This window comes from Pseudomonas sp. GM17, from assembly GCF_000282175.2.
Taxonomy (GTDB): Bacteria; Pseudomonadota; Gammaproteobacteria; order Pseudomonadales; family Pseudomonadaceae; genus Aquipseudomonas; species Aquipseudomonas chlororaphis.
Window position 1 is genome coordinate 2328469 of the sequence record NZ_CP124732.1, and the last position, 22770, is coordinate 2351238.

Genomic DNA, 22770 nt, shown 5'->3' on the forward strand with positions numbered 1-22770 from the left:
GCGCCCGAGGAGTGGGTCATGACGCCGAAAGCGCGTATTTTTTCTTCTTTCGTTCTCGGCGTCATGTTCTTGGGCGTATGTTCTGGAATCGTGCAGGCGTCGGTAGTCATCCAGGGCACTCGGCTGGTTTATCCGTCGGATGCTCGTGAAGTTACTATAAAAATGAACAATACCGGTGCCTCTGCTGCATTGGCCCAAAGTTGGATTGATGATGGCGATTCAACTAAAGGCCCCGAGGAAATAAAGGTTCCATTTTTGCTGTCCCCTGCGGTGATCCGTCTGGATCCGGATAGTTCGGCTTCACTGCGTGTTTCCTATACGGGTGAAAAACTTGCAGAAGATCGGGAGTCCTTGTTCTGGCTCAATGTACTGGAAACGCCTCCGCGCAAGGAAGTCGATGAAAATGTCTTGCAATTTACGTTCAGAACTCGAATCAAAGTGTTCTTTAGACCCAAGAACTTGAAGTCGGATGTGGACTTGGTGGCGAACAAGCTCGATTGGCAATTCAAGCAAGCCAGTCCTTCGGATGGAAAAGGCAAAGTCGGGCATCGCCTGGGGATTCAGGTAAGCAACCCGACGGCGTATTACGTTTCTTTCGGCAAGGTCGAAGTTGCTCTGGATGGGCGACGGATTGCAGTTAAAGATGAAATGATCGCGCCTTTCAGTAGTGGTTTTTTTTCATTGCCCGAACAGGCTCCTCAGGCTTATCGAAAAGCCTCTGTTTATTACGAGGTCATTAATGACTTCGGTGGGCGGCGCGTACTTGAAAAACCGTTGTCCCTGTAACTTTTCTCACCCTGCAGTTCTGTCATTTCTATGACCTGGCTGCATGCCGGTATCGAATATGTTGAACGTCCAGCGTAGTTATCTGGTTGTTTTTGCTTGTGCGTTAGTTTCGTACGGTTTGAGCTCAGGTCGGTTTTTTCTATGTCTTGTTTCTACGGCGGCTATTGTCATGACGACTGAAACATGGGCTGAAACGTCCACTGCCGAGCCCGCGGGGCAGGGCGTGGTATTCGATTCGCAGATGTTGTTTCAGACCGAAGGTGCCCCCATCGATACCAGCCGCTTTGAGCGCCAGGGCTTTCTCATTCCGGGCAATTACCGTATCGACCTGCTGGTAAATGGTCAGTGGCGTGCCACGCAGAACATCGAGTTTCGCGACACGCATGGGCCGCAAGGCGGCCAGCCTTGTTATGAGCGTTCGTTGCTGGTCCGCGCTGGTATCGATCTGGACAAGGCGGCTTCGGCGCAACCTTCCGCAGAAAGCATGCCGGAGGGCACCTATTGCGCCGACCTGGCTCGCTACATTCCGGGTCTCACCACAAAAATCGATCTCAAGGAGCTGACGATCGATCTTTCGGTCCCACAATATTTCCTGCAGAAGAACCTGTCGAAAACCTACGTCGATCCGGCCAATTGGGATCATGGCGTTTCCGCGGGGCTACTCAACTACAACACTAACCTGTTCAGCGTGCAAAACAGCGGCCGCACCATGACCAATGGTTATGCCGGGCTGAACATGGGGGTCAATGCCGGCTCGGTGCGCTTGCGGCATAACGGCACCCTGACCTGGTCGCCGCAAACGGGTGGCCATTATCAGCGCGGGCAAGTTTATGCCCAGACCGAGCTGCCAGGCTGGCGCTCGCAGCTGCTGGTGGGAGAGAGCGCCACCGATGCGGATCTGTTCGACTCGGTGTCGTTCCGTGGTGTGCAGTTGTCCAGTGACGATCGGATGCTTCCTGACACTGATCGTTATTACGCACCTGTGGTGCGCGGTACAGCCAGTTCGAACGCCAAGGTGTCGGTCTATCAGCGCGGTTATCTGATCTCCGAAACCTCGGTGGCGCCAGGGCCATTCGAGATCAGCGATCTGCAGGCCGCCAGCTTCGGTGGCGACCTGAGCGTCACCGTGACCGAGGCTAACGGGAAGAGCAGCAGCTTCATCGTGCCCTTTGCCACGACTGTTCAGTTACTGCGTCCTGGAAACTCCCGATATGGCTTCACCGCCGGCCAGATCATCGATCCTGGACTGCGTGGCAATAACCAGTATGTGCTGCAAGGGACAGCCCAGCACGGTCTGGATAACGACATTACCGGGTACATCGGCAGTGCTGTCACGGGCAGTTATATGTCGGTGCTGATGGGGAGTGCGCTCAATACCGATGTGGGGGGCTTTGCTTTCGATGTGACCCAGGCCAAAACCAACGTGCCCAGAAGGGGCCGTCTGAAGGGGACGAGCCTGCGTCTGTCCTATAGCAAGAACCTGCCCAATAGCGGTACCAACTTCTCGTTACTGGCTTATCGCTACTCGACCCGTGGTTATTTGGGACTGCATGACGCGGTCGCGTTGCAGGACTTCGTCGAGAGCGGCGAACGGGTGGAAGCCTTCTCCCGAATGCGTGACCGGCTGGATGTGAATATCAGTCAGCAGTTGAAGGCCACTGGCGGGCATTTCTATGCCAGTGGTTCGGCGCTCAATTATTGGAACAGACAAGGCAAGGCCCTGAGCTTTTCCACGGGTTACAGCAATCAGTGGCGGGGCAATAGCTATTCCTTCGCCGTACAGCGCACGCTGGGTCAGAACCGGTATTCAGGGCGTCGGGCAGTCAGTAGCAATACGACCTTGAGTTTGACCCTTACGATCCCGCTGGGCCGTGAGACCCGGGGCGCAACGGTGCTCAATAACTTCGTCAGTCACGACCAGAGCACGGGAACTCATCTGACCAGCGGCGTTTCCGGGACAGTGGACGACGCGGGCAAAGCATCCTATGCCGTGTCCGTTTCCCGTGATGACAAGCAACGGGAAACCAGCCACAACGCTAGTCTCAATTATTCCTTGCCCCAGGTGGCCTTAAGTTCCAGTTTTTCCCAGGGCAGCGATTACCGCCAGGGCTCCATCGGTGCGTCCGGCGGCATGATCCTGCACCCCGGCGGCCTGACGTTTGCCCAGACCCTGAGCGAGACCAGCGGCCTGGTCTACGCGCCTCATGCCAAGGGCGCAGGTGTCGGCTACAGCGGCGCGCGGGTGAATGGCAGCGGTTACGCGGTGGTGCCCAGCCTCACGCCTTTCCAGCTCAATACCGTGGATATCGACCCGCAAGGCATGCCCGACGACGTCGAGCTGCAGGTCAGTTCGCGCAACACCGCGCCGGTGGCGGGAGCCGTGGTGATGCTGTCTTACCCGACCCGCAAGGCGCGCTCTTTCCTGATCAACAGCCTGCAACCCAATGGCGCGCTCCTGCCGTTTGCCGCGAGCGCGACCGACGCCGAGAGCGGGGTGGAAATGGGCGCGGTCGGCCAGGGCAGTCGCCTGGTGCTGCGCAGCGAAAAGGACCAGGGCTCGATCCGCGTCGAATGGGGTGATCAGCCTGGGCAGCAATGCCTGATCGACTACCGCTTGTCCAAACGCGATGCAGCGTCTGCCAAGGCGGCTGAGGCGAAGGGCTATGAGGTGTTCGACCTGCCATGCCGACCGCTGCCTCCCGACACTGCCGGCGCGCCCGCTCAGGCGAGGAACGGCTGATGCGACAGGCAGGCGGCTGGTGCTGCCCCTCGGCCATGGCTCGGCGAATCTGTGAGGGCCTGATGGCGGCCTGGCTGCTGATGTCGCTTTGCGCCGACGTCCAGGCGGCGCTGGCCATTACCGGTACACGCTTCATTTACCCGGGCAATACCCCGGCGTTGACGGTCAGGGTCGGCAACACCGGCGATGCGCCGATCCTCCTGCAAGCCTGGCTGGACCGGGGGGATACGCGCGCCGACCCGAGTCGTTTGACGGTGCCGTTCGTACTGTCGCCGCCTATTTCACGGCTTGACCCGCAACAGCGTAGCGCCCTGGTGGTGCGTTACACCGGCGAACCCTTGCCCGGCGATCGCGAGTCGGTGTTCTGGATCAACTTCCTTGAAGTGCCACCGGTGACGACCAGCGACAGCAATGTGCTGCGCCTGGCCTATCGCATGCGCATGAAGCTGCTGTACCGCCCTTCGGGCCTTGCCGGCAAGGCGGACGAGGCAATCGGGCAAGTGGTCTGGAGCCTCGACAAGGCACCCGGAGCGGACGGGCAGATGGCGTTGCTGGCCACCAGCCGGGCGCCTTACTACGTGTCCATCCCGCAGTTGGAACTGGGCAGCGGGGCTCAATCGATCAGTTGGCAGGGGATCACGCTCGAGCCTTTCGGCACGACACGTATCGCCCTGCCCGCAACAAAAAAGGCAGCCGTCGCCAATGCGACGGTCGTTCGTTACCAGGTGGCGATAGACAGCGGGGAGACGCTGAGTGGAAGTGCGCGGTTACAACAGTAGTTTTGCGATGGACAGATTCGCGGCGAGTGCATCGTCATGCGGTTGCGGTCGAGCGCCCGAGGGTGCGCGACCGGTGGGCATGAGTCTGGGGCGGCGTGGGTCGTGTTTCGTGCTGGCGACGCTGCTGCCCCTGGCGGTGCCCGATATCGCCTTGGCCTTGCAGGTACCTAACGCCGGTCAGGCGATGCGTGACATCGAGTCGGTCCAGCCGGTCCAGCCAGTCCCTTCGGAACTGGAGTTGGATCTGCCCAAGGCCGAGACACCCACCGCGCCAGCAGCCCCGGACACCTCTGGGATCCGGGTACAGGTCCAGGCGTTTGCCATCGAGGGCAACCAGGTTTTCGCCACCGAGCGCCTGCAGCCGCTGCTGGCCGACCTGCAGGGCCAGGAGCTGGACCTGAACGGTTTGCGCGCAGCCGCGCAGCGTATTACCGACTACTACCAGAAGCGGGGTTATGTACTGGCCCGCGCTTTCCTGCCGCCCCAGGACATTGAAAACGGCCTGGTGCGGATCGCCGTGGTGGAGGGGCGTTACGGACGCATCGAAGTGCAGAACCGTTCGCGCGCCCTGGATCAGGTGGTGCATGCGCCGTTGTCGGCGCTGAACAGCGGCGAGGCGGTATACGACGCGGACCTGGAGCGCAGCCTCTTGCTGTTGAGCGACCTGCCCGGGGTCCAGGCCCGCGGCACCTTGCGTCCTGGCCAGGAGTACGGGACCACCGACCTGGTGATCGACGCCGAGCCCGGGCCGCTGCTGAACGGCACCCTGGAGGCGGACAACTTCGGTGGCTACTACACCGGAGAATACCGCCTGGGCGGCAGCCTCAACCTCAACAACCCCTTGCGCCTCGGCGACCAGCTCAGCCTGCGGGCGATGCGCAGCGACGAGTCGCAGCGTTATTACCGTGCGGCCTACCAGTTACCGGTCGGTCCCTGGTCGACCCGCGTCGGCGGTGCGTACTCGCAAATGAGCTACCACGTGGGCCGGGACTTCGAGGTCCTCGACTACCACGGTACCGCCAGCTTCCGCAGTCTCTTTGTCGCCCAGCCGCTAGTGCGCAGCCGCACCTTCGACCTCACTGCGCAACTGCAATACGAAGACAAACGACTGCGCGACGACATCGACCTCTACGAGGACAGCAACCGCAAACGGATCGGCCTGTGGACCCTGAGCCTCAATGGCAACGGCCAGGATCGCGTTTTCGGGGGAGGCCAGAACTTCTTCGATCTGTCCTACGGCAGCGGACGCCTGCGTTTCGGCGACCGCGAGAAAGAGGTCGGGGACAGGCGTACCGCGGGTACTTCGGGCGGGTTCGCCAAGCTCAATCTCAATGCTGCGCGCCTGCAGCGCCTGAGCGACCGCTTCCAGCTCTATACCCGGCTGAGTGCGCAATGGACCAACAGCAACCTGGACAGCTCGGAAAAGCTCGGCCTTGGCGGTCCCTACGGTGTGCGTGGCTATCCATTGGGTGCCGGCAGCGGCGACCAGGGCTGGCAGGCCAGTACCGAACTGCGCTACGCCCTGGCCCCACGCTGGCAGCTCAGCGCTTTCGCCGACACCGGCACGGTCAAGGTCAACCGCCAACCCTGGACCTCCGAAAACAATACCCGCCGGATCACGGCGACTGGTATCGGTGCCAGCTGGGCGGGGCCTTCGCAGCAAGTCAACCTGACGCTCGCCTGGCCGCTGCATGACAACGGCAAGACCCGGGACAAGCCGGAGCGCCGCCCCCAGGTCTGGATGAACGCGACGCAATATTTCTAGTACCTGCTCGTAGCAGGAGTGGTGTCGTTCTGCAAATGGTTTGCAGAACGTTCTTTAGTGAAGAGGGCGTTACCGTGAACAAAATGTATGCACTGGTTTGGAACCAGGCCCTGGCATGCTGGAATGTGGCTCATGAAGGGGCACGTCGCCGGCGCAAGTCGGGTGCGCGCAAGGGGATGGTCGTGGCGGCTGTCAGCCTGCTGGGAGCGGGCGCCATGTCCTCGGCATTCGCCCTGCCGACGGGGGGAACCGTGGTGCACGGTACGGGCGATATTCTGGTCTTCGACAATAACAAGGAAATGTCGATCAACCAGCATACCGACAAGCTGATCACCAACTGGAACGACTTCAGCGTCGCAAAGGGCGAGAGGGTTACCTTCAACCAGCCCGGTAAAAGCTCGGTTGCGCTGAACCGCGTCATCGGAACCAATGCCAGTAACATCCAGGGCCGGATCAATGCCAATGGCCAGGTGTTTCTGGTCAACCCCAACGGCGTAGTGTTCGGCCAGGGCGCCCAGGTCAACGTGGGTGGTCTGGTGGCTTCGACCCGAAGCATCAGCGACGATGACTTCAAGGCCGGCAAATACAATTTCTCGGGCAACTCGTCGGCGGAGATCATCAACAACGGCGACATCATTGCCGACCAGGGCGGCAACGTGGCGCTGCTGGGGACCAACGTTCGCAACGATGGGGTGATCCAGGCGCAAATGGGGCGGGTGGTACTGGGGGCGGGGGACAAGTTCACCGTGAACTTCGACGGCAACAACCTGCTCAACCTGCAAGTCGATGGTGCCGCAGTGGATGCCCTGGTGAAAAACGGTGGCCTGCTCAAGGCTGACGGCGGCCAGGTGCTGATGACCGCCAAGAGTGCCGGCGACATGTTGCGGACCGTGGTCAACAACCAGGGCACCATCGAGGCCAATACCCTGCGTGGCACAGCCGGCAAGATCACCCTCGATGGCGGCGATATGGGCAAGGTGCTGGTAGGCGGGGCGATGACCGCCAGTGCCATCGGCGCCGTGGGTAACGGCGGTGTGATCGAGACCAAAGGCGCGAATACCGAGGTGCAACTGGCGACCCGGGTCAATACCCAGGCCAGCAACGGCCAGACCGGCAGCTGGAAGATCACCTCGCGCGAGGTCAAGGTCAATCCGACAGCGGCATCGGGCAGCGACACCGCCTACGCCGATACCTTGTCGAACAACCTGGCGACCACCAATATCGAACTGGCCAGCAGTGCCGGCGATGTGGTGGTGGGTGGTCCCGTCACCTGGAACAGTGGCAATCAGCTGAAGCTGTCTTCCAAGCGCGACATTGAGGTCAATGGCGGACTGGCCAGCACCGGTATCAAGGCCCGGGTCGAGATGAATGCTGATAAAGCCATCCGGCTCAACGGCAACGTGACCCTCAGTGGTGCCAATGCCAGCCTCGGGATGAACCATGGCAGCGGCTATGCCCTGGGGCAGGACGCGAAGGTCACTCTGTCCGGTACCGGGGCCTCGTTCGATTCGAACGGCGCGCTTTACGATGTCATTCAAAACACCGCCCAGTTGCAGGCGGTCAATAACAACCTCAATGGCTTGTATGTCCTGGGGACCGACATCAAGGGGTACGGCAACTTCAAGTCCATTGGTGGCAATGGCACCTTCTCTGGCGTCTTCGATGGCCTGGGCAATACCGTCAGCGGTTTCACGGTGACCAATACCGGGCCTATGGTTGGTCTGTTCGCCGGCAACTCGGGCAGTATCAGTAACCTGAAACTGGCCAACATGACCGTCAATGGCACTACCTCCGGAGTGGGCTTCAGCTATATCGGCGGCCTGGTGGGGGTGAACACCGGGACCCTGACCAACGTCAGCGCCACTGGCCTGCGCGTCAACGCCAACGCCTCGAACACCAACGTCGTGGGTGGTTTGGTCGGGCTCAATGCTGGCGGTGCGATCGATCGCGCATCGGTGGGGGGCAACTCCTACGTGAATGGCAACAGCTATACCACGTCGGTGGGTGGCCTGGTCGGTGAAAACGTTTCAGGGGGGGCGGGTTCCGCGAGTATTACCAACAGTTTGGCGAATGTCGCCATCGGCGGGTACCTGGCGCGCAACTTCGCTGGTGGTGCGGGCGGCCTGGTCGGTACCAACAGGGGCGGTTATATCGCCGACTCTTCCAGCAGCGGTTCAGTCGGTAACTACTCGTACAGTTATGTGGGTACGAATATAGGCGGGCTGATCGGTTACAACCAGGCAGGCACGGTCGAGCGGTCCAGCTCCTCGGCAACGGTGCAGGGTCACAGCGCCAGCAACATTGGCGGCCTGATCGGGTTCAACACCAACAGTGCGGTCAGAGAGTCCAGCTTCAGCGGTAAGGTCAACGGTTACGGCAGTGCCTCGGCAGGCGGGCTGATCGGTTACAACCAGAACAGCACGCTGAACGACGTCAAGACCAGCGGTACGGTCTACGACACTTCGGGCACCAATGTCGGTGGCCTGGTCGGCCAGAACTTCTACGGCAAAATAGACACCGCCGAGGCCTTGGCCAATGTCACCGCGGGCGCCAACAGCAATACCGGCGGGCTGATCGGCAGCAACTACGGCGGTACCGTCAGCCACGTCGTGGCCCGCGGCAAGGTCGTGGCAGGCAGCAACAGCAATGTCGGCGGGTTGATCGGCAACAACGACGGTGACCTGAGTTCGGTCGAAGCCAGTGGTGAAGTCCGGGCCGGGAGCAACAGCTTCGTGGGTGGCCTGGTGGGTACCAACGGTCGCACCCTGGGCTCGACTATCGAAACCGCTACGGCCAAGGGCACTGTCTACGGTGATCGGGACAGTAACATCGGTGGGTTGGTGGGGCAGAACCATGGCCAGATCTCCAACTCCCTGGCCCTGGGCTCGGTGAGCGGCGGTTACTACACAAGGCTCGGCGGCCTGGTGGGGCTGAACATGGGCAAAGTTCGTCAATCGGTGGCCAGTGGCAAGATCAACGCCAATTACCCGAGCTACCAGACTTACGGCGGCCTGGTCGGCGTCAACTATGGCGAGATGAAATACAACTCGGCACTGGGCGAGGCTGCCCAGGTACCGCTTTCCGGCATGAACCTGGGAATCATCCAGTAACCCTCGGCACCACCCGCTGATACCCAGGTATCGCGGGTTCCCGATACGTCATGCCGAGGCATGGCGTATCGGTTTTTCAGGATTCATCACCTCTTTCAGGATGACCCGCGATGCGGGTCTTCCATGAGCAACGAAACCCGGTCGGCCAACACGGCCGGGCTCAAGCAGAGCATGGAGAATGGCCCCATGACCCACCTATTGGCGTTGAGGCCCGCCGGCCACGTACGTCGGTTCTACCGCAGTGCCCAGGTATTGGCTTGTCTGCTCCCGGGCTTGATCGGCGCGACGGCCCAGGCCGCCTTGGTGGAAAGCCAGGCGATCGACTGCTCGTTCAGTAACGGTGCCGGCCGGCCCTGGGTGGAAGTGACGCCGTTGACCAGCACCACGCCGGTAGGCTCCGTCCTGTGGCAACGACCGGTGGCCCTGATCACCAACTACCGATATGGCGGGGCTACGGGTAACAAGGCCCATGAGCTGGTCTCTGCCGGATACTGGACCGCGGGTACACCGCTGCCCGACGCCATCGCCCCGACCAACATCGACGGCATCGGTTTCAAGATCGCGGTGAACTCCTCCGACGGCGTCCTCAGGAATATCACCCAGGTGTCCAAACCCGTAGCGCTGGAAAAGAACCAGGTTATCTATGACCCCAGCGCAGGCCAGAACCAGCGCTCGCTGATGGTGACCAACTATCTGCAATCGCTGATCCTCACGGTGCCCCCCAGCCAGTTGCCCAGCGGCGAGCTGGTGATCGACCGTGTCGCCGGCAGCTCGGGGCTGATGCTGTATGCGGTCGACCTGCTCAAGGGGGTGGCCAGCCTGGGAGGGGAGGTCACCATCCCGAGCGACAACATGCCCATCGGCATCTGCCGCAAGCCCTACTCGTTGATGGGCCCCGCCATCATCAATATGGGCGGGGGAGGTGGGATCACTGTTCCCAACACCTGCGTGGTGGAGTCGTACAGGACCATCCCGGTGAAGCTCGGGCGTTTCTCCCTGGCCAATTTTCCCAAGGTGGGTTCGACCTCGTCGCCGGTACCGTTTCGCATCGAGCTGAGCCAGTGCGCATTGAATGCCAGGCCGCAGATCACCTTCACCGACAAAGTTGCCGCTCACACCGACCCGTCGGTACTCAACCTGGCGGCTTCGCCCAACAGCGCCAAGGGCTTCGGCATCATCATGATCAACGACCTGAACGGGCAGCGGGTCAAATACGACGGCACCCGCTACGACATGCAACGGGTGGGCGACAGCGCGATCATCCCGCTGCGGGCCGGCTACATCCGCACCGGCAGCGATGCCGAGGTCAAGGTCGGCGACGCCGATGGCGCGGCGGAGTTCACCTTTACCTTCCCCTGAGTCATTCAGGGTTGAACCAAGCCCCTTCGATGGCGATAGACGCCGTTGCGGGGCCTTTCTACACTGGGCTCCGACCTTGGGATGGAGCACGCGGATGAATCGCAACGAACTGCGCAAGGCCGATATCAACCTGATGGTGGTGTTCGAAACCCTGATGCTCGAGCGCAATGTGACCCGGGCGGCGGAGAAGCTGTTTCTCGGCCAGCCGACCATCAGTTCGGCGCTCAATCGCTTGCGCGCGATCTTCAACGATCCGCTGTTCATTCGTGTGGGCCACAGGATGGAGCCGACCGCCCGCGCCGAGGAGCTGATCCAGCACCTGTCGCCGGCGCTGGATGCCTTGTCCTCGGCCTTGAGCCTGACCCACGATTTCGATCCCGCCAGCAGCACCATGACCTTTCGCATCGGCTTGTCCGACGACGTCGAGTTCGGCCTGTTGCCGCCGCTGCTGCGGACCTTGCGCCAGGAAGCGCCGAAGGTGGTGTTCGTGGTGCAGCACGCGGACTACTGGCGGATCCCGGACCTGCTGGCCGCCGGCGACATCACCGTGGGCATCAGCCAGACCCGCGGGCTGCCGGCCAATGCCAAGCGCAAGCTGCTGCGGCATATCCAACCCAGCGTGCTGCGCGCCGATGCCAGCGACACGCCACTGACCCTCGACGAATACTGTTCCCGTCCGCATGTGCTGGTGTCGCACACGGCCAATGTCAGCGGCTTTGCCGATGAATGGCTGGCCGAGATCGGTCGACAGCGCCATGTGGTGTTGTCGGTGCCGCAGTACAGTTCGCTGCCGGCGTTGCTGGCGGGGACCGACATGATCGCCAGCCTGCCGGACTACACGGCGGCGGCCATGGCGGCGTCGGGGCAGTTGTTCCAAGAGCCGTTTCCGTTCAAGACCCCGACCCTGGACCTGTCCATGGTCTGGCTCAGCCATGTCGACACCGACCCGGCCGAACGCTGGCTGCGTTCGCGGCTGGAGGCGTTCATGAGCGACCGCGACCTGGCGCCGCTCAAGGCGCGTTGAATCTCTTATCCCTTTGTAGAGGACTCAGGCAGGCGGTCGCGAGGCGTGTAGTATGGAGCGCCTTTTCACCCCCACCTTTCAGGGAGATCCGCCATGCCTCATCTGCATATGGAATACACCGCCAACCTGCCGCAACTGGATGCCGACAAGGCCTTGCTGCGGTTCAACAACGCGTTGGTGGCGTCCGGGCAGTTCGCTGAATACGACATCAAGAGCCGCGCGCGCAAGGTCGAGACGTTTCGCGTCGGCACCGGCCTCGGCGAGCGGGCGTTCGTGCATGTGAAGCTGTCGTTGCTCAGCGGGCGTTCGCCAGAGATCAAGAAGCAGCTTTCGCAAAGCCTGCTGGCGGTGCTGCAGGAACTCTGTGAATGGCCGGCTGGCGTCGAGTTGCAACTGGCGGTGGAGATCCTGGATATCGACCGCGAGTCCTACGGCAAGCTCAGCATCGGCCACTGAGCCGGAATGCCACAGGGCCTGGCCCTACAATAGGCCCTGTTGCGCGCAGACCTTGACCACTTGCTCGCGGAACCAGGTGTTGGCGCTGTCCTGGTCGGTGTGCGCGCTCCATTGCATGTCCAGGGTAAAGCCCGGCAAGCCGTTGGGCGCTTCGCAATGGCTGAACACCGCGTCGTTGGTCAGCAGCGCCTGGATGCGCCGTGGCAGGGTCAGGATGAAGTCGGTGCCGGTGATCATTTTCAGCGCCGCGCTGTAGCTGTTGGAGCGCGCGACGATCTGCCGCCGGTGGGCCTGGCGGGCCAGCCAGCCATCGACCATGTTGGTGGTCGAGGTCCAGGGCGTGGGGTAGACGTGCCGGCGCTCGACGAACGACTGCAGGCTGAAGCGCGGCTCCAGCGGCGGCGTCGCGCGCTTGTCGAAGACACACACCAGGTCATCCTCGAGCAGCACCTGCGACTTGAGGTCGGGGTGGTTGTGGTGAAAGTTCGGACCGAAGCAGACCACCAGATCCAGGCTGCCGTCGCGCAGTTCCTCGGCGGGGATATCGGTTTCCAGCTTGTGCACGTTGACCGTCACCGGCAGGTCGGCGAAGTCGAATCCCTTGAGCAGCCGCGGCAGGATCAGCAGTTCGAAATATTCCGGCGCGCAGACATTGAAGGTGACGGCCTGGCGGGTCGGGTCGAAAGCCTGGACCCCGGAATGGCACAGGTTGATGCTCTCGAGAATCTTCAGCACATGACTGTACATGGTGCTGGCTTTGTAGGTCGGACGCATGCCGGTGCGGGTATTGATGAACAGTTCGTCCTCGAAGCCGGTGCGCAGTTTTTTCAGGCAGTAGCTGACGGTCGACTGACTCACGCACAGGGTTTCCGAGACCCCGGTCACGCTGCTTTGCTCGTACACGGCGACGAACACCATCAGGTCCTGCATATCGAGCTTTCTAAGCAAGTTACTGTTCAGCATCAGTTCCGTCTCGTTGAGCACCTCGCGCGGTCGTGCGCAAACCTGCCTGATGCTAACGGAACGATCGTCCTAATTGAATCCTTGCCCCGGGGTTTCACGGATAGCGAAGGGACAATTAATTCCGAGAACACGACCTGTGCGGTATGGCGCGGCGCGTAGCGGCTTGTCCCTTGGTGTTGAGCCTTCAACCGGGCACCGGGACTGGCCGGCGGCTGCCGAGGATCAGGGCGAGCATGCCCAGGCCCACCAGCAGCGCGCCGAGCAGCTCGCCCGGCAAGGGAGGCCGGCCCAGCACGAACCAGTGGAAGAGGGTGATGAACAGGGTGCTCAGGTAGATGTAGGAAATGACCGTGGCCGGTGCGATCACCCCGATGGCCCGGTGCAGCAGCCAAAAAGTCGCCAGGGTGGCGAACAAGGCCAGGTACAGCAGCCACAGGCCGTCGTTGAGAGTGAGCAGGACGGCGCTGCGCCAACCACCGCCCGGCAGGCAGAAGGCGAACAGGAACAGCGCGCCGAACAACATGTTCCAGAAGGTCATGGCGGCCGGGCTGCGATCTTTCAGGCTGGTGGTTTTCAGCCGTTGGCTCAGCGGCGAATAACCGGCCATGGCCAGGCAACCGACCCCATACACGCCGACCGCGTAGAGCGACGGCATGCCCTCGGGGCCCGAGCCCCTGAAGGTCAGCAGCGTGGCCCCGGTGGCCGCCAGCAGCACCGGCAACAGGCGGTTTTTTGCTGGGTTGTCGCTCAGCAGGAGGCCCTCGAACAGCAGGGTCAGCAGCGGTACCAGGGCGAACAGGATGCCGGTATTGACCGCCGAGGTATGCCGCAGCGCCTCGAACAGCGAAGCGAAATAGATCGCCAGCAACAGGCCCAGCATCCCATGCGCCCGCAGCCCGGCGCGGTTGATCCGGAACGCGCCGTTGAGCCACAGCGCCGGCACGAACATCAAGGCCGACAGCAGCAGGCGCAGACCTGTCAGCAACAGCGGGTCGACGGCCTGGCTGACCCGGGCCGCGGCAAAAAACGAGGCGGCGATCAGCACCGCCCACAGCAGCATGCCGAGATGGGCGTTGAGCAAGCTGGCGGGTTTCATCGGTGCGCTCCCCGGGTCATTGGAAGTGGCGGTGGTAGTGCCGCGGATCGAAGCGCAGGACCATCAGGATCATCAGCGCCATGACCGCGGTCAGCGACCACCAGGCCCACTCGAAACTGCCCAGGCGGTCGCGGATGATCCCGGCGAGCAGCGGCGACAGGCTGGCGATCAGGTAGCCGATGCCTTGCACGAAGGCCGTCAGGCCACCGGCACGCCGCGGATGGTCCAGATGGTCGAGGGACGCGATCAGGCTCATGGGAAACAACCCGCCGATACCCAGGCCGAGCAGGCACGGCCAGAGCAGGCTCAGGTGCCGGGGGCTGAGGATCAGCCCGCAGAAGCCGGCGATGATCAGTACCAGCAAGGCCACCAGCACCTGGCGGCGGTCTTGGCTGCGGTTGGCGATGGCCGGTGTCACCAGGCCCGAGACCACTTCCATGGCGGTGAGAAATCCCAGCAGCAGGCCGGCGTCCTGTTCGCTCCAGCCCTGTTCCACGTAATAGGGGGCCAGCCACGCCAGGACGCAGGTGTAGGACGCCGTGCCCAGGCCGAAGAAGATCGCCAGCAGCCAGGCGCGACGGTTGCCGGCAAAAGATTCGTGGTGCGTCGCGGCGCCTGGCAGCTTGGGCATGGCCGCCCGTTGCGCGTACCAGAACAGCAGCGCCAGGACTGCCAGCGCCGCCCAGATCGCCAGGCCCAGCCGCCAGCTGCCGGTGCGGCTCATCACCAGCGGGACAAAGGACGCCGCGACCGCCGCTCCCCCCATGATCGAGGTGACGTACAGGCCCATGAACAGCGAGACATTGTCGGGAAAGCGCGACTTGATCAGTGCCGGCATCAGCGACTGGATCAGGGCGATGCCGAGGCCGGCGAGCACGGCGCTGAGGATCAGTTCGGCGGCCGAATCGAGGAACAGCCGCGACAGGGTGGCCAGGCCAATGACCAGCAGCGAAATCACCACACTACGGTGGTCGCCCAGGCGCTGGCCGATGCGCACGCCGAAGAACATCGCCAGGCCCATGGCCATGACCGGCAGCATGGTCAGCAGCGCGGCGCCGCTGAAACTCAGGGCGATATCACCACGAATCCCGGACAGCAGGGGGCCGACGGCGGCCATCGACGGCCGCAGGTTCAAGGCCACCAGCGTCACGCTGAGCATCAGCCAGAAGACGGGGCGGGTTGTCGCGCGAACGTTTTCCATAACCAGACCTTGAACAATTCAGGCGCTGATTAGGCGGGGAGGGGCGTGGCCGGAGCAAATCAGAAAGTGTGCAGGACTATCTAGAAATCAAATAACACCTGTAGCCGCTGCCGCAGGCTGCGCTGGGCTGCGAAGCAGCCCCCAAACCTGCGCACGCGGTCTGCCGCAAGCACCACGTTGCCCGGGCCAGTCCTGCGGCCTGGATCGCAGCCTGCGGCAGCGGCTACAGAGGCCCGCGACGGTGCGCGGGCCTCGGGCGATCAGAATGGCTTGGTCGGCAGGTACTTGCCATCCAGGGTGATCACCGCGCGGGAACCGCCCTCCGGGTCTTCGACTTTCTTGATGTCGAGCTTGAAGTTGATGGCGCTGATGATGCCGTCGCCGAACTGCTCGTGGACCAGTGCCTTGAGGGTCGAACCGTAGACCTGGAGCATTTCATAGAAGCGGTACACGGTCGGGTCGGTGGGGATGCCGCCGGGGATGCTGCCGCGCGACGGAATGCTTTGCAGCAGGCGGCTGGCGTCCTGGTCCAGGTCGAGCTTGCTGCAGACCAGGTCGGCGGCCGCGGCCGGCAAGGCGTGCTGGCCGAGCAGGGCGGCGGTGACGAACGCCAGGCTCAGGCCGGTGCCGTCGGTGAGCTGTTGCCACGACAGGTTCTTGCGCGCCTTGGCGTCGATGATGGTGTCGGCCAGGGCCAGGCGTGGGGCTTGGGCGAATTGGGATTGCAGCATGTCGAGTTCCTCGTTGGGGATGGTGAAACGGTTGTTGAACGAGCCGTTGAAAAAGGCTTGTGAAAAGAGAGCACTCACGCCGCGTGTCGCGGTTTGCCGACCAAGGCGCAGGCGTCGGGGTGTTCGGCCAGGGACACGAAGCCCTGGCTTGGGCCATCCAGCGCGGCAATGGCGCCGCTGGCAATGTCATAGACCCAGCCATGCAGGTTCAGCCGGCCCTGCTCCAGGGCCAGGGCGACCGCGGGATGGGTCTTCAGGTTAGCCAACTGGGCGATCACGTTTTCCCGCACCAGGGCATCCAGGCGGGCTTCGTCCGAGGCATGGCTGCGGGCGGCATTGACCACCTTGGCCGACTCGGCATGGCGCAGCCAGTTGGCCACCGCCGGCAGATGGTCCAGGCATTTGCAGGTGGAGATGGCGGTCATGGCGCCGCAGTCCGAATGCCCGCAGATCACGATGTCGCTGACCCCGAGCACGGCCACCGCGTACTCCACCGTGGCCGACACACCGCCCGGTTCCGGCCCGTAGGAGGGCACGATATTGCCGGCGTTGCGGATCACGAACAAATCGCCTGGCTCCTGCTGGGTCAGCAGTTCCGGCACTACCCGGCTGTCGGAGCAGGTGACGAACAGGGTGCCGGGGTTCTGGGTGGTGGCCAGTTGCTTGAACAGCTCGCTGCGTTTCGGGAAGGCTTCGCGCTGGAACTTGAGGAAGCCGTCGATGATGTGCCGCATGGTGGTTCTCCTTGCATCGCTGATGGCGCAAGGATGGGAAATTTCAGCTATAGCGTCCAAGACTGGCTTGTTATGCTGGCCATAAGTACTGCCTATAGTTGGCGGTCCTGGCCTGGAGACACCATGCTGCTACGTCATATCCGTTACCTGCTGGCCGTCGCCGAGCACGGCAACTTCACCCGCGCCGCCGAAGCCTTGCACGTGTCCCAGCCGACGCTGTCGCAACAGATCAGGCAACTGGAGGACAGCCTCGGCGCGCCGCTGTTCGACCGCTCGGGGCGCACCGTGCGCCTGACCGACGCCGGCGAGGCCTATGTGCGTTATGCGCGGCTGGCCCTGCAGGACCTGGAGGCTGCCAGGCGCGCCATGCATGATGTGCAGGATCTGCGGCGCGGCTCGTTGCGCCTGGGCATGACCCCAACCTTCATCACTTACCTGGCGGGGCCGCTGTTGACCCGTTTCAACCAGCGGTATCCGGGGATCGCCCTGAGCCTCGAAGAGATGACCCAGGACCGACTGGAAGCGGCCCTGGCCGAAGACCGCCTGGACCTGGGCATTGCCTTTGCCGGACAGCACCTGCCGGATATCGACAGCCAGCTGTTGTTCGAGGAGAGCCTGAGCCTGATGGTCAGCCGCGAGCAGCAGCCCGAGCTACCGCGGGAACTGACGGCGGCCGAGCTGGAGCGGCAGCCGCTGGTGCTGCTCAGTGGCGATTTCGCCACCCGCCAGCATATCGACCGTTATTGCCGCGAGCAGGGCATGACGCCGCGCATCGCCATCGAAGCCAACTCCATCGGCGCCATTGTCGAAATCGTTCGCCGCGGACAACTGGCGACCATCCTGCCGCTGGCCATCACCCAGGAGCAGCCGGGCCTGAGGCCGGTGATCCTGCAACCGCCCCTGGCGCCCCGCAGCGTGGCGCTGCTGGGGCGCAAGGGCGCTTATCGCAGCGCCGCGTGCCAGGCTTTTCGCAAGCTGCTGACGACTGCTTTTCGCGAGCGGCTGACGGCTCAGGGCGTGGGCGCCGCCAGCCACTGATTGACCACGCCGCTGTAGAAACCGGTGGCCTTGCTCAGGTGCAGCCACTGGTCGACGTAGCTTTTCCAGGCGACGTCGTCCCGTGGCAACAGGAAGGCTTTTTCACTGTATTGCAGGTACTGCTCGGGGTTCACCGCGCACAGCCCCGGCTTGAGTTTCTGCTGGAAGCGCGCTTCGGACGCATCGGTGATCATCACGTCGGCCTTGTTCTCCAGCAGTTGCTCGAAAATGGTCACGTTGTCGGCGAACAGGGTCAGGCTGGCCTTGGGCAGGTGGGCCCGGGCGAAGATTTCGTTGGTGCCTCCCGGCGGTTCGATCAGGCGCACCGAAGGCTGGTTGATCTGCTCGACGGTCTGGTAGCGCTGCTTGTCGACGCACCGCACCAGGGGGATTTTCCCGTCGACGCCCAGGGTGTCGCTGAAGAAGGCTTTCTTCTGTCGCTCCAGGGACACGGAAATACCGCCCACGGCGATGTCGCACTGATTCGCCAGGAAGTCCGGCATCAGGGTTTTCCAGGTGGTCTTCACCCACTTCACCTCGACCCCCAGGCTTTGCGCCAGGGACTGCGCCATCGAAATGTCGATGCCTTCGTAGGCACCGTCCGCGCGCAGGTAGGTGTAGGGCTTGTAGTCGCCGGTGGTGCAGACGTTCAGGTGTCCGCGTTCGATGACCTGATCCAGGTGCGAGGTGCTTGGCGCGGCAAAGGCCGGGGCGCTGAGGGTCAGCAGCGAGCAGAGCAGAAGGCGTGCTTTCATGCGGTCGATCCTTGATGACGAGGGAGTGGCCGAGGGCGGCTCATTATTTGCGCCAGGCTCGAACGGGGCAAGGCGCATCGCTCGCCAGGGCGTTGCGGATTGTTTTTGCCGAAAAAGTTTTGGCAAAGGGCTATGCCAACTATTTGTTGGCTTCTTTTTCACGAAACGTTGATGGTCGGCTACCTAAAGTTCGTGCTGTCGTGGGCCGTCATTGAATAACAGGCCTGACGCCGCACTTCTTTCAAGGAACAAGTCGATCGTCATGCTGAACATCAAGCCCCTGCGTCCCGAATGGGTGACGCTGATTGCCTGCGCCTTTTTATTGCTTGGCTGCAACTTTGTGCTCTGGCAGCACCTGTTTAGCATTACCGCCTCGGACACCCGCGGCATTGCCATGCGCGTGGCTTTCGGGGTGATGATCTTCTGTGCCTTCAACCTTATCCTGACCTGGCTGGCGTTTCGCCGGATATTTAAGCCGGTGCTGGTTTTATTGTTTATGGTCAGTGCCGGCGTGGCTTATTTCATGAGCCAGTACGGAGTGCTGATAGATGCCGGAATGTTTCGCAACTTCGCCGAAACCAATGCAACGGAAGTGCGTGACTTACTCTCCCTGAAGTTGCTTGTTTATATTCTGTTGCTGGGTGTATTGCCTTCCTGGTTATTGTGGAAAGCCCCGATCAATTATCGTCGCTGGCACCGCGAGTTATTGAGCAAGTTGCTGGTATCCGTTATGTGCGCGGCGGCCATTGGTGGGGTAGCCCTGGTCAACTATCAGGGGCTGGCCTCGCTGTTTCGCAATCACCATGAATTGCGCCTGATGATAGTGCCGAGCAACTACGTGGGCGCCTCCATCGGTTACCTGCGCGAGCAAGTGGTTTCGGCGCGCCAGCCCTTCGTCAAGATCGGGGAAGATGCCCAGCGCAATCCGACCTGGCAAAACCATGCGCGCAAGTCGCTGACGGTGCTGGTGGTTGGCGAAAGTGCCCGGGCCGAGAACTTCGGCGTGCTGGGCTACGAGCGCGACACCACGCCGAAACTCAGCCAGGAAAACGGCCTGATCGCCTTTACCGATGTGTCGTCCTGCGGCACCGAGACCGCGGTCTCGGTGCCCTGCATGTTCTCCAACATGGGGCGCAAGAGCTACGACGCCAGCAAGGCGAAGAACGAGGAAGGGCTGCTGGACGTGCTCAAGCGCGCCGGGCTCGAGGTGATCTGGCGGGACAACCAGTCCGGCTGCAAGGGCACCTGCGACCGGGTGACCCTGGACGATGTCAGCAACCTCAAGGATCCGGCGCTCTGTGCCAACAGCGAATGTCGCGACGAGATCCTGCTCCAGGGCCTGCAGCACTTCATCGATACCCTGGACAAGGACACTGTGCTGGTCCTGCACCAGATGGGCAGCCACGGGCCGGAATACTTCAAGCGTTACCCCAAGCAATACGAGCGCTTCACCCCGGTGTGCCAGAGCAACGCCCTGAACAATTGCAGCCGCGAGAGCATCGTCAATGGCTACGACAATACGCTGCTGTACACCGACCACGTGCTGGCGACCCTGATCGACCTGTTGCGCAGCAACCAGGACAAGGTCGATACCGCCATGCTCTATCTGTCGGACCACGGCGAGTCCCTGGGCGAATACAACCTGTTCCTGCATGGCACGCCCTACATGCTCGCGCCGTCGCAGCAAAAACATGTGGCGATGCTGGCCTGGTTCTCGGACAGCTATCAGAAGGCCTTCTCGGTGGACACCCATTGCCTGCAACTGAGCCGGGAAAAACCGCTGAGCCAGGACAACCTGTTCCACTCGATGCTCGGTCTGCTGGAAGTCGACAGCCGGGTCTACCAGCCTGACCTGGACCTGTTCGCCGGCTGCCGGGGAAGCGTGGTCGACGGCGTGCTGGCGCGGCAATGAAGCCTTGATCGGCGTTCGACCTTTTTTTCACGATCGGGGCGGTAACCTGTTTTTCATCCAATACTTACAAGAGCCAGCAGATCCATGTCCGCGCACCCTCCATCCCCCCTCGAGCTCGAGTTCGCCAGGCGTTATGACCAGGCGCACGCGCGCGTCTGTGGCGACGAGCGCCCGCTCGGGCTGGGGCGGCGCCTGTCGTTGTGGCGCGACGAGTGGCTGGTTCGCCGCGCGTTGAAGGTGGCGGGCGAGCCGGGGCTGATTCTCGATCTTGCGTGCGGCGCGGGGCGTTTCTGGCCGGTGCTGGGCGAGCACAGTAATCGGGTGATCCTGGCGGCGGACCCGTCCCAGGACATGCTCAACCACGCCCAGACCCATCACCCGGCGAGCCTGCTCAGGCGGGTCAGGACTTTCCAGAGTTCGTCGTTCAGCATCGGCCTGTCGGCCAATGCGGTGGACTGCATCGTCTGCCTGCAACTGTTCCCCCATGTCGCCAGCAGCGAGGCGCGCCTGGCGTTGCTGGGCGAATTCCATCGGGTCAGTCGCGACTCGGTGATCCTCGCGGTGCGCATCGACAGTCGCTTGAAAGTCATGCGCGACCGGCTGGAGGGCAACGACACCCTGCAATTGCAGCGTGCTCCACGCATGGACGTCAGCCGGGCGCGGGTCGAGGCCGAGTTCAAGGGGGCGGGGTTCGAAGTGCTCAGCCACCAGGATTTCATTCCCGGCTGCGCCGCCTGGCGGGTTTACGTCCTGCGCAAACAGGGGTAGTCGACGGCGTTCGGACTATTCTTGTGGCCCGGGCGCCGATTTCGCGCAGGCTCTTGTCGAGTGAATGCTCAGAAATCGCCGAGGGCGATATATACTGCGCGCCATTCTTCAAGGGAGAGCCGTGTGGCCATCGATATTCACTGGATTCGCGACAACGATAGCCTCGGTCAATTCTGCACCGAGTGGCAGAAGCTGCCATTCGTCGCCCTCGACACCGAATTCATGCGGGTCGACACCTTCTATCCGATCGCCGGCCTGTTGCAGGTCGGCGATGGCCAGCGCGCTTACCTCATCGACCCCTTGACCATCGACGACTGGCAGCCGCTGGCGGCCTTGCTGGAGAACAGCGCGGTGGTCAAGGTGGTGCACGCCTGTAGCGAGGACCTCGAAGTCCTGCTGCGCCTGACCGGCAGCCTGCCGGCACCGTTGTTCGACACGCAACTGGCGGCCGCCTACCTGAACCTGGGTTTCTCCATGGGCTACTCGCGGTTGGTCCAGGAAGTGCTGGGCATCGAGTTACCCAAGGGCGAGACCCGCTCCGACTGGCTGCAACGCCCGCTGTCGGAAACCCAGGTCAGCTACGCCGCCGAAGACGCCGTGCACCTGGCGGAGGTCTTCACCCGGCTGCGGCCGAAACTGTCCGAGGACAAATACAACTGGGTGCTGGAAGACGGCGCCGAGCTGGTGGCCAACCTGCGCCGCGAAGTCGATCCCTATGAGGTCTACCGCGAGGCCAAGCTGGCCTGGAAACTGTCCCGCGCGCAACTGGCGGTGCTGCGTGAACTTTGCGCCTGGCGCGAGCGTGAGGCACGGGCACGGGACCTGCCGCGCAACCGGATCGTGCGCGAGCACTCGCTGTGGCCGTTGGCCAAGAGCCAGCCGGACAACCTCGGCGCCCTGGCGAAAATCGAAGACATGCACCCGCGCACCGTGCGTCAGGACGGCGAGTTCCTGCTGGGCCTGATCAAGCGTGCCGCCAGCGTCAGCCCCGACCAGTGGCCGCCGGCCGTCCCCGAGCCGTTGCCGATGGAAGCCTCGGCCCTGCTCAAGCGCCTACGCGCCGTGGGCCAGGCCGAAGCCGAGCGCCTGGGCATCGCCCCGGAACTGATGCTGCGCAAGAAAACCCTGGAAAGCCTGCTCAAGAGCGGCTTCCCCAACGGACCCTACCAATTGCCCGATTCGCTGCGTGGCTGGCGCCGCGAATTGATGGGCCAGGCGCTGCTCGACAGCCTGGCCACCGCCGGAGAACAGCCATGAAACGTATCTGCTCGATCTACAAAAGCCCGCGCAAGAACGAGATGTACCTCTATGTGCTCAAGAGCGATGCCCTGGAGCGCGTGCCGGAAAACCTGCTGGCGGCGTTCGGCAAGCCGCAGCACGCCTTCGACCTGGTGCTGAGCCCGGAGCGCAAGCTGTCGCGCGAGGACATCCACCAGGTGCTGGAGAACCTTGAGAAGCAGGGTTACCACCTGCAGATGCCACCGGCCGAGGACGAGTACATCGAGCACTTGCCCGAAGAGCTGCTGCGCCGTAATGATCCGGTCTGACGGACA

General features: G+C 62.5%; 19 protein-coding genes. 13 read left to right on the forward strand and 6 right to left on the reverse strand.

What is annotated here, in order from left to right:
- Positions 1 to 18 precede the first annotated feature (18 nt).
- The 8 genes from PMI20_RS10515 to PMI20_RS10550 all read left to right on the forward strand — a co-directional run bounded on the left by PMI20_RS10515 (position 19) and on the right by PMI20_RS10550 (position 12019).
- Positions 19 to 786, forward strand: coding sequence for a fimbrial biogenesis chaperone (locus PMI20_RS10515; protein WP_007928841.1), 768 nt, complete (start codon positions 19 to 21; stop codon positions 784 to 786).
- A 169-nt stretch (positions 787 to 955) separates the two neighbouring features.
- Complete coding sequence (locus tag PMI20_RS10520) at positions 956 to 3526, forward strand: fimbria/pilus outer membrane usher protein (protein WP_007928842.1); 2571 nt, start codon at positions 956 to 958, stop codon at positions 3524 to 3526.
- A complete protein-coding gene (locus PMI20_RS10525) occupies positions 3526 to 4305 on the forward strand; it encodes a fimbrial biogenesis chaperone (protein ID WP_052034493.1) in 780 nt (259 codons plus the stop codon). The genes PMI20_RS10520 and PMI20_RS10525 overlap by 1 nt, the downstream gene beginning before the upstream one ends.
- Positions 4306 to 4384: 79 nt before the next feature.
- Complete coding sequence (locus PMI20_RS10530; RefSeq protein ID WP_007928844.1) at positions 4385 to 6070, forward strand: ShlB/FhaC/HecB family hemolysin secretion/activation protein; 1686 nt, start codon at positions 4385 to 4387, stop codon at positions 6068 to 6070.
- A 74-nt stretch (positions 6071 to 6144) separates the two neighbouring features.
- The gene (locus PMI20_RS10535) at positions 6145 to 9180 is read left to right on the forward strand and encodes a two-partner secretion domain-containing protein (RefSeq protein WP_007928845.1); all 3036 of its coding nucleotides are present in this window, start codon (positions 6145 to 6147) and stop codon (positions 9178 to 9180) included.
- 123 nt (positions 9181 to 9303) lie between these two features.
- Positions 9304 to 10539 carry a fimbrial protein gene (locus tag PMI20_RS10540; RefSeq protein WP_007928847.1) on the forward strand — a complete coding sequence of 412 codons (1236 nt, stop codon included), beginning with the start codon at positions 9304 to 9306 and terminating at the stop codon, positions 10537 to 10539.
- A 94-nt stretch (positions 10540 to 10633) separates the two neighbouring features.
- The gene (locus tag PMI20_RS10545) at positions 10634 to 11563 is read left to right on the forward strand and encodes a LysR substrate-binding domain-containing protein (RefSeq protein WP_007928849.1); all 930 of its coding nucleotides are present in this window, start codon (positions 10634 to 10636) and stop codon (positions 11561 to 11563) included.
- A gap of 93 nt (positions 11564 to 11656) precedes the next feature.
- Complete coding sequence (locus PMI20_RS10550) at positions 11657 to 12019, forward strand: 5-carboxymethyl-2-hydroxymuconate Delta-isomerase (protein ID WP_007928850.1); 363 nt, start codon at positions 11657 to 11659, stop codon at positions 12017 to 12019.
- A gap of 24 nt (positions 12020 to 12043) precedes the next feature.
- Here the strand turns inward: PMI20_RS10550 and PMI20_RS10555 are convergent, their stop codons facing one another.
- From PMI20_RS10555 to PMI20_RS10575, 5 genes are all read right to left on the reverse strand, one after another.
- On the reverse strand, positions 12044 to 12982 hold the full coding sequence (locus PMI20_RS10555) for a LysR family transcriptional regulator (RefSeq protein ID WP_007928853.1): 939 nt from the start codon (positions 12980 to 12982) through the stop codon (positions 12044 to 12046).
- A 184-nt stretch (positions 12983 to 13166) separates the two neighbouring features.
- The gene (locus PMI20_RS10560; protein ID WP_007928854.1) at positions 13167 to 14078 is read right to left on the reverse strand and encodes a DMT family transporter; all 912 of its coding nucleotides are present in this window, start codon (positions 14076 to 14078) and stop codon (positions 13167 to 13169) included.
- A gap of 16 nt (positions 14079 to 14094) precedes the next feature.
- Positions 14095 to 15279 (reverse strand): cyanate transporter, encoded by a 1185-nt coding sequence (locus PMI20_RS10565; protein WP_007928855.1) that lies wholly within the window; start codon positions 15277 to 15279, stop codon positions 14095 to 14097.
- Between the two features lie 260 nt (positions 15280 to 15539).
- On the reverse strand, positions 15540 to 16010 hold the full coding sequence (gene cynS, locus PMI20_RS10570) for a cyanase (protein ID WP_009042607.1): 471 nt from the start codon (positions 16008 to 16010) through the stop codon (positions 15540 to 15542).
- Positions 16011 to 16084: 74 nt separating this feature from the next.
- Positions 16085 to 16744 (reverse strand): carbonic anhydrase, encoded by a 660-nt coding sequence (locus PMI20_RS10575; RefSeq protein WP_007926930.1) that lies wholly within the window; start codon positions 16742 to 16744, stop codon positions 16085 to 16087.
- A gap of 123 nt (positions 16745 to 16867) precedes the next feature.
- Here PMI20_RS10575 and cynR point away from each other — a divergent pair, with 123 nt between their 5' ends.
- On the forward strand, positions 16868 to 17782 hold the full coding sequence (gene cynR, locus PMI20_RS10580) for a transcriptional regulator CynR (RefSeq protein WP_007926920.1): 915 nt from the start codon (positions 16868 to 16870) through the stop codon (positions 17780 to 17782).
- Here the strand turns inward: cynR and PMI20_RS10585 are convergent.
- Complete coding sequence (locus tag PMI20_RS10585) at positions 17755 to 18537, reverse strand: transporter substrate-binding domain-containing protein (protein ID WP_007926919.1); 783 nt, start codon at positions 18535 to 18537, stop codon at positions 17755 to 17757. The two genes, cynR and PMI20_RS10585, sit on opposite strands and share 28 nt — an antisense overlap.
- Positions 18538 to 18799: 262 nt before the next feature.
- Here PMI20_RS10585 and PMI20_RS10590 point away from each other — a divergent pair, with 262 nt between their 5' ends.
- The 4 genes from PMI20_RS10590 (at position 18800) to PMI20_RS10605 (ending at position 22764) form a co-directional block, all read left to right on the forward strand.
- Positions 18800 to 20449, forward strand: a complete 1650-nt coding sequence (locus PMI20_RS10590; protein ID WP_007926918.1) for a phosphoethanolamine transferase — start codon at positions 18800 to 18802, stop codon at positions 20447 to 20449.
- An 84-nt stretch (positions 20450 to 20533) separates the two neighbouring features.
- Positions 20534 to 21217, forward strand: coding sequence for a class I SAM-dependent methyltransferase (locus PMI20_RS10595; protein WP_007926917.1), 684 nt, complete (start codon positions 20534 to 20536; stop codon positions 21215 to 21217).
- Positions 21218 to 21340: 123 nt separating this feature from the next.
- On the forward strand, positions 21341 to 22474 hold the full coding sequence (gene rnd / locus PMI20_RS10600; RefSeq protein WP_007926916.1) for a ribonuclease D: 1134 nt from the start codon (positions 21341 to 21343) through the stop codon (positions 22472 to 22474).
- Positions 22471 to 22764 (forward strand): YcgL domain-containing protein, encoded by a 294-nt coding sequence (locus tag PMI20_RS10605; protein WP_007926915.1) that lies wholly within the window; start codon positions 22471 to 22473, stop codon positions 22762 to 22764. Before rnd ends, PMI20_RS10605 begins: the two co-directional genes overlap by 4 nt.
- Positions 22765 to 22770 lie beyond the last annotated feature (6 nt).